Source organism: Domibacillus antri (genome assembly GCF_001936625.1).
Lineage (GTDB): Bacteria > Bacillota > Bacilli > Bacillales > Domibacillaceae > Domibacillus > Domibacillus antri.
In genome coordinates, this window is record NZ_MSDU01000060.1 from 1 (window position 1) to 7,175 (window position 7,175).

A 7,175-nucleotide genomic window follows, 5' to 3' on the forward strand; every position below is an offset into this window, starting at 1 on the left:
GTCTGAATTGGCATTGTTGACAGGAAGGTGGATGTCTGCGAGCGGGCCCCGCTTTACAAGCGAAAGATTCTCTGTTTTCGTTTCTGTTGCTTGTGGCATAGTCACTTCCCCCTTATTATTAAAAAATGAATGTATTTTATTTCAACTCTGACTGTATTTTTTTACGATAGTCCGGTGTCCTTTTTTCTTGGAATGCGGCTAATCCTTCCAAGCGGTCTCGATGAGGAATTGTTTCTTGATACATCGCCCATTCTTTTTCCAATCCATGTTTCATCTGGTCTTCCAAAAGGCCATGAATAGCTGCTTTCGCAAGTCTTACAGCGTGACCAGAGTTAGCTGATATCAAATTCGCTATTTTAAGCGCTTTCAATTCTAATTCTCCAGCCTTGCATATTTCTTCTGCAAGACCAATCCTCACCGCTTCTTCCGCCCGCAATTTAGCTGCGGTGAAAATGAGTTTTTTCGCCATGCCGCTCCCAATAAGCTGGGTCAGCCTCTGTGTACCTCCCGCTCCCGGAATAATTCCCCAGGATACTTCTGTTAAGCCAATGAGCGCGTCTTCCTCAATCACCCGAATGTCGCAGGCAAGTGACAACTCACAGCCTCCGCCAAGAGCCAGCCCTTTTACTGCGGCTATTGTCGGGACAGGCAGCTCGGCAATTTCCTGAAATGTATTGCGCAGCTGGGTAACATAGGAGCGAATTTCTTCTTCATTCATTGCCTGGCGTTCTTTTAAGTCAGCTCCCGCGCAAAACGATTTGCTTTCCCCGCCTGTGAAAATGACTGCCTGCAAGCTTTCATCTGCCGCGATATCGCGAACCGTTTCTTGAAGGTCATTCACTAGAAAAGCGCTTAAAGCATTTGCACGCTTTGGGTTATGAAGCTGAACGATGCCGATGCCATCCTCTTTTTTAAATCGGATTCCTTTTTCAGTCATATGGTTCTTCACTCCATATTTTTAATTAAGAACGGCCGTTTTTTGAAGGCGCTGTGAAAGCTGCTCTGCCAGTGCCGAATCATTGCTTAAATAGCCGCCCTCTTGAAGCGTTTTGTCAGCATCCAATGATTCAAGCCACTCGGCTGCTTCTAACGTGTAAGCGTCTAAATACTGCTGAAGCTTTTGCTGCACAGGCTTTGAATCTTCCCGGAGCTGCCTTATCCAGCCTTCGGTATACATCATGTGTTCTTTTTGTTCCCGAATCAGCTTTTGAATACGGGAAACAATATCTGTATTTTCTGCTTTTAGCACCGCATTTAAAACGATATCAACACTTGCATTTACTGTGTATAAAGCGGCAATTAGCGATACCCAGTCATCTACCTGCTCAATAAATTGAAACGCTTTGCCGGTTTGTGATTCAATTTCAGGCTTTTTCCCTGAAAATCCACTTAAATCAAGTGCCCAGCTATATAAAAGTCTTGCGTGCCCAAGTTCTCCTTGTGCCATCGCAATGGCGGAAAGCGTTGACTCAAGACGCGGACCGCTAACGCCAATTTCCACCAGACGGTCGCCAAGCAGATACTTATTATCTGCAATCTTCTCTACAACATTTGTAAATTGGGCCAGTCCTGTTTTCATCTCTGCCATTACTTCACGCCCCTTCTTTTTCAAACAGGCCTTCCGGCTTGCGCACCCATTTTATTTGATCACGATTAACGACGACCATTTCCACCCATTTTTCTTCATCATATGTGAATGATGCGTATACTTTTGCCAGCTGTTCTGATTCCGCTTCAACTGATCCAACATGGAATAAGTCGTCACCACGTTTAATGCGGGTAAACACATCGTAGACAACCCGCGAAGCTTCATGATTATTCATCGGGAACTAACCCCCCAGGTTCTCATTTTTTGTCTTCCTTCTTCCGTCATTCGGTCAACTGTCCAAGGCGGGTCCCATACAACATGGATATCAACAGCATGGACATTTCGCTCCTCCAGCAGCCTTTTTTCGATGTCTCCCTTAATCCATTCTGTGCAGGCACAGCCGACAGCTGTAAACGTCATCGTCACCTGAATTGTATCTGCCTGTTCTTTAATGTCATAAATAAGACCCATATCAACAACGCTGATCGGAAACTCAGGGTCCATTACTTCTTTTAAGGCATCCCAATATTTTTGTTCACTTTGTACGTTGACTGCCATATTAGCTCACCTCTTTTCGAAGGTTTTCCATCTCTTTGGCTCCTTTTTGTAATCGCTGTACAAATTCTGCATTCCGAGGGCCTCGGTCTTTAAAGCGTTTGATCACGTTCTCCCACGTATCTGGTTCGTCATAGAGCCATTTTTTATTTGCCACGTCAAATTTGCAAGGGAATGGAACATCAATCACGTAGCGCTTTGTGTTTTCATCATAATGAGCAGGAACTGACACTCCTATTGACTCGCAAAATGGAACCGCAGTTGACAGCCATTTTTGGCGAAGCTCATCGTTTGTTTTTCCTTTTAATTTGTAGTCAAGCTGCGCTGATCGGCTTTTTAAATCATCTGCTACGCCGAAAAATTCAAGAGCCATCAGGAACATCCAGTCACTCGCTTTTTGCACCTGCTCTGCTAATTCAGGATCTTTCATAGCGGTTCTCATGATGATTTCTCCATTTCGCAGATGGAAAAGTTCTTCTTTATCCACTTTGACAAGAGCGCGTTTCCATGGTCCGTACGATGTATGTTCGAATGCATCGCCGAGAAGTGTATAGCCTGCTCTATCAAAATAAGCATTAAAAACGCCGAGCTCTACCCAGTTAGATAATTCAAAATCAAAAGCATAAGGATTTTTCCAGCGGTTTGGCTCACGATTGTATAATAATTCATCTACATCTTCGCCTAGTTCTTTTAGCAGCCGGTAAGCAATATGCGCGTGCCCTATTTCATCCTGCATGATCGCTAATGCGGTAATTTTATGGTTCAGCGTTGGCGCCTGATCATACACAGTCAAAAGCGGCGGCACACTGAGCAGTTCCGTATCGCCGACAATCAAAAGCGTCTGTTTTAACGCTTTTAAATATTCTTCATTCATGTCTTCTGAACCTTCTACAATAAACCCTGTATTTACTTTTTCTTTTAACAGGTTCGCTTCCACTTGTTCCACCTCTTTTAATTATGTTTTTTTAACAATCGTCTTAATAGCATAATAATTATTACCATAATGAATGTCAAGACAATAAAAAGAAAAAATTTTCAGTTTTTTCAAACAAAAAAGAAGAACCCTTACCGGATTCTTCTTTTTCTTTCTTCTCAATTGGCTGAAAGTGCTGATTTCTGCTTTTTGTACATAAACAATTGTCCATTCCACTCTTTTTCTACTCTCTGTTCCTGTGCTAAATACTCTAAATGAGCAATCACTTCCGCAATCGCAAAACGCCATTGATGTGTAGAAAGAGACCTTGTATGAAAAAGGCTGACCGCAATATCGTAAGCAGATTGCCCGTCCCGCAAAGCCTCTTCGATTTTTGAGAGCCGCTTTTCATGATGGCTAATGATCTGGTCCGCTCTTTCCGACAAATTCATAATGAGTTCTCCGTGAGCGGTCAGCGCTGTTTTTACTTCCAGCGATTGCACCCGCTCAAGCGACCTCATGTAATTTCTTAGCGGATTTTCTGCGCACCCCGGCCAGAGACTAATATTCGGCGTGATTTTATCAAGAACATGGTCAGATATGAGCGCATACTGCTTCCTTTTTTCATAAAAGCAGACGATTCCATCTGTATGACCCGGTACTTCAATAATTTCCCACTGGCTCCTACCCATTTCAACTGTGCTTGATGGAAGCGGTGTTAGCTTTGGCAGCGGTCTTACTTTGGAAGCAAGCCGCTTCATATTATGTTCAATAGCTTCAGCGAGCTCCCCAGGAGTTCCGTGCTGCAAAAACATTTCTCGGACACGATTCGGCTGCTGGCTTTCTGTTCCCCATGCACGATCAGCCATTTCAATATCGATTTCACTCATGTAAACAGGAGCCCCTGTTTTTTTCTGCAGCCAGCCGCTCATGCCGAAATGATCGGGATGAAAATGTGTTAAGATAATTGAACGGACGTCTTGATCCCGTATGTTTAATTCAGAAAAAATTTTTTCCCATGCAGCAATGGCCTCATCTGTCTTCAATCCAGTATCTACGATCGTCCAGCTGTCCTGCTCCTGCAATAAGTAGCAGTACACATATTTCATCGGAAATGGCACCGGGATCGCTGCTCTATAAATCGTTTCGTCGATTTGTTGGATTGCTGCCATTTCTACTCCTCCTTCACTACACATTTTTCCAAACTGGCGGACGTTTTTCGACAAAGGCGCGCAGCCCTTCCTGCGAATCTTCTGAGACAATCAATTCCTTTAAATATATCTGCTCGACTTTTTCAATCGATGAGGAAAAGCCAGCAGACATCGCTTCACGCACTGCTTTTTTTGTCAGCCTCAAGGCAAGCGGACTTTTCTTTTTTAATCCTTCAAGCAGTTCCGAGACCTCTGTATCCATAGATTCCGCAGGCGCCACTTTATTAAAAAATCCATATTCGTATGCCTGCTGCGCATTTAGCGTCTTTCCTGTCAGCATCAATTCCATAGTACGGTTTAATCCGGTAATATAGGGAAACACTACCGCGGAAACAGGCGGAAATAAGCCTAAATTGATTTCGGGCTGGCCGATTTTTGCTTTGTCTGAAGCATAAACGATATCGCAAAACGTTACCAGCTCGCACCCGCCGCCAATTGCCGCCCCTTCTACAATAGCAATTGTCGGGCATAAATCACCGGACAGCAGATGAAAAATTTTGTGAAACAAATGAATCATCGGTTCTGCTAAATCGCCCATGTGGTCTTCAACGGACACGCCTCCAGAAAAGACTTTTCCTGCTGCTTTGATCACAAGTGCATGCAATTCTTTATTTCGCGAAGCAGCTTCAATAGCTTCACAAAGTTCTCCCATCATTTCCATCGTCATTATATTAACGGGAGGCCGATCCAACACAAGAAAAGCAACATTATCTTCAATTGTAAAACGAATCGTTTTGAAAGTTGATGCAGTACTCATTTTTACACTCCCTTTATGGAAACGCTTTCTTTTTGGCGGGCTGTTTTTAGCTCTTTCATTACGTTCTGGATGATATCTTCTACGCTGTCTATTGAGTCAATGAGTCCTGCTGACTGCCCCGTATGAAGCCAGCCATCTTCAAGATTACCGTCTATTGCTGCCGCTTTATTGCGCAGGCCGTTAATATAAGGGTAAAGTTCCTCGAAAGAAGTGGGTGCCTTTTCCAGCGACAATATTTCATTTGGCAGCTTATCACGGATTACACGGTTAATTCTCTCGATGCTCCGTTCTAAAATGACTGTATCTGTGTCAGTCGTTTCAACTAATCTCTTTTTATAATGAGCATGGGCAGGGCTTTCTTTTGATGCAATAAAGCGCGTGCCCATTTGAACGCCCTCCGCACCAAGAGAAAATGCTGCTAATACGCCTTTTCCGTCCACAATGCCGCCTGCCGCTGCTACCGGCAAGCTTACTGCTTTTGCTACTTGGGGAAGCAGGCTGAACAGCGTCAATTCATAAGGACTGTTTCTCCCGCCTGCTTCAAAGCCTTCACAAACAAAAATATCTGTCCCGTGTGTTTCAGCATTTACTGCATGCTTAACTGTTCCCCCAACCGCGATCACTTTCAATCCCCATTTTTTCAAAGGCTCAATAAATGGCCGAGGATCACCAGCACCCAGACTGACTGCCTTTAAAAGGTGCCGGTATTCGTAGATGATTGAAAAATACTCGTGTTCAATCGTCACTCTGCTAATGGGCACGTTTACACCAAATGGCTTGTTCGTTAAAGAAGAAGCCGTCTCAATCTGCTTTTTAAACTCTTTCGTACTGTGGCCGGCTGCCGCCACTTGACCAAAGCCGCCTGCATTCGATACAGCTGCGGCTAGGGTTCCGTCTCCAATAAATGCCATGCCGCTCTCTATAATAGGAAAAGACACGTCAAGAACAGCGGAAATCCGATTCCTCATTTACCCACACCCTTTCGTTTACACACCCGTAAATGGATTGACAGCACGATCCCGGTTCATAGCCGGCTCTGTATCAGGGGCATGCTTAAATATGCGTTCGAAATATTTTGTGGATGGTATAGAAAGCAATTGATGTAGATTAAAAAACAGCTCGCGTGCTTTTAAGCCGTTCCATCCTTCAGGCAGCAAATCTACTGGCAGGCCAGGATCAACAAAAAGAAACTTCCGATATTCGTGCACAAGGATCGTCCTCATTTCAAAGCATTTTTCTTCTGGCAGCGAACCAGCCCATGTCTTATCTTTTAATTCGCCATATACTTTTTCGTATTTTTCTATAAAGACCGCATACTCGGCAGAAATTGCATCTAAATCCCAGCCTTTGCGCACGATTTCTTCATTTGTATGGGAAATGATTGAACTTGTTTTAAATAAAATTGTGTTATTTTCCAGATCATACGTTTTGGCCATTTCCAACACCTGTTCTTCCAACGGGTTTGGGCTGGCCCATGTGCTGTGGGAGATTAAGCCAAATCCGGTCCAGTTCAGCTCTTTGCGTATTTGTGTACGTAATTCTCTCCGTTCCTCTGGAATCGAATAAATCAGGACACGCCAATGCCCGTCCCAATTTAAATGACGGCTTGAATAAATACGGGCCAGACCGTCCTCCATGCGCCGTCTTCCTTTTTCCGTTAAAGTCGCATAACTTTTATTGCCAATCTTTCGCACACTAATATAGTCCTGCTGCACCATTCTCAGCACAGCACCTCGCAAAGAAGACTCTGAAATGCCGAAATGGCTCATCATTTTAATTAAACTTCCCATCCACACTTCGCCGCCGTAATGCTTGATATATTCTCCGAAAAATGTAAACATCAATGACCTCGGTTTCATTACTCCACTTCCTGTCCAATTAATCAATTCACCTACCTATTATGATCATAATTTTCCTTTCAATCAAGAAGACACCCCATCCTGTAAAAAGAAAAACCAGTATGAACCCGTCAGGCCGCATACTGGTTTGAAATTGATCGCGCGCACTCCGGAAGAAGATGATTACATCCCTTTCCAGTCCGGAGTTCTCTTCTCCAGGAATGCACTCAGCCCTTCCTTTGCGTCCTCCGAACGGAACAGCAGGTTCTGCAGCTCTCCTTCGTAGCGGATTGCCGCATTCAGCGGCATTTCC

9 protein-coding genes and 1 pseudogene are annotated in these 7,175 nt (G+C 44.1%); all 10 read right to left on the reverse strand.

What is annotated here, in order from left to right:
• Window positions 1–136: 136 nt before the first annotated feature.
• On the reverse strand, window positions 137–937 hold the full coding sequence (locus tag BTO30_RS15830) for an enoyl-CoA hydratase-related protein (protein ID WP_075399661.1): 801 nt from the start codon (window positions 935–937) through the stop codon (window positions 137–139).
• A gap of 21 nt (window positions 938–958) precedes the next feature.
• A complete protein-coding gene (locus BTO30_RS15835; protein WP_075399662.1) occupies window positions 959–1,588 on the reverse strand; it encodes a Phenylacetic acid catabolic protein in 630 nt (209 codons plus the stop codon).
• A gap of 4 nt (window positions 1,589–1,592) precedes the next feature.
• Window positions 1,593–1,823 carry a hypothetical protein gene (locus BTO30_RS15840; protein ID WP_075399663.1) on the reverse strand — a complete coding sequence of 77 codons (231 nt, stop codon included), beginning with the start codon at window positions 1,821–1,823 and terminating at the stop codon, window positions 1,593–1,595.
• Window positions 1,820–2,146 carry a metal-sulfur cluster assembly factor gene (locus BTO30_RS15845; RefSeq protein WP_075399664.1) on the reverse strand — a complete coding sequence of 109 codons (327 nt, stop codon included), beginning with the start codon at window positions 2,144–2,146 and terminating at the stop codon, window positions 1,820–1,822. Before BTO30_RS15845 ends, BTO30_RS15840 begins: the two co-directional genes overlap by 4 nt.
• A 1-nt stretch (window position 2,147) precedes the next feature.
• Window positions 2,148–3,080 carry a Phenylacetic acid catabolic protein gene (locus tag BTO30_RS15850; protein WP_075399665.1) on the reverse strand — a complete coding sequence of 311 codons (933 nt, stop codon included), beginning with the start codon at window positions 3,078–3,080 and terminating at the stop codon, window positions 2,148–2,150.
• 155 nt (window positions 3,081–3,235) lie between these two features.
• Window positions 3,236–4,228: an MBL fold metallo-hydrolase gene (locus BTO30_RS15855; protein ID WP_075399666.1), complete on the reverse strand. Its 993-nt coding sequence runs from the start codon at window positions 4,226–4,228 to the stop codon at window positions 3,236–3,238.
• Between the two features lie 16 nt (window positions 4,229–4,244).
• A complete protein-coding gene (locus BTO30_RS15860; protein WP_075399667.1) occupies window positions 4,245–5,024 on the reverse strand; it encodes an enoyl-CoA hydratase/isomerase family protein in 780 nt (259 codons plus the stop codon).
• A 2-nt stretch (window positions 5,025–5,026) separates the two neighbouring features.
• The gene (locus BTO30_RS15865; protein WP_075399668.1) at window positions 5,027–5,992 is read right to left on the reverse strand and encodes an NAD(P)H-dependent flavin oxidoreductase; all 966 of its coding nucleotides are present in this window, start codon (window positions 5,990–5,992) and stop codon (window positions 5,027–5,029) included.
• A gap of 18 nt (window positions 5,993–6,010) precedes the next feature.
• The gene (locus tag BTO30_RS15870) at window positions 6,011–6,883 is read right to left on the reverse strand and encodes a PaaX family transcriptional regulator (protein WP_075399669.1); all 873 of its coding nucleotides are present in this window, start codon (window positions 6,881–6,883) and stop codon (window positions 6,011–6,013) included.
• 162 nt (window positions 6,884–7,045) lie between these two features.
• Window positions 7,046–7,175, reverse strand: a pseudogene (locus BTO30_RS17780) (enoyl-CoA hydratase/isomerase family protein); the annotation flags it as partial.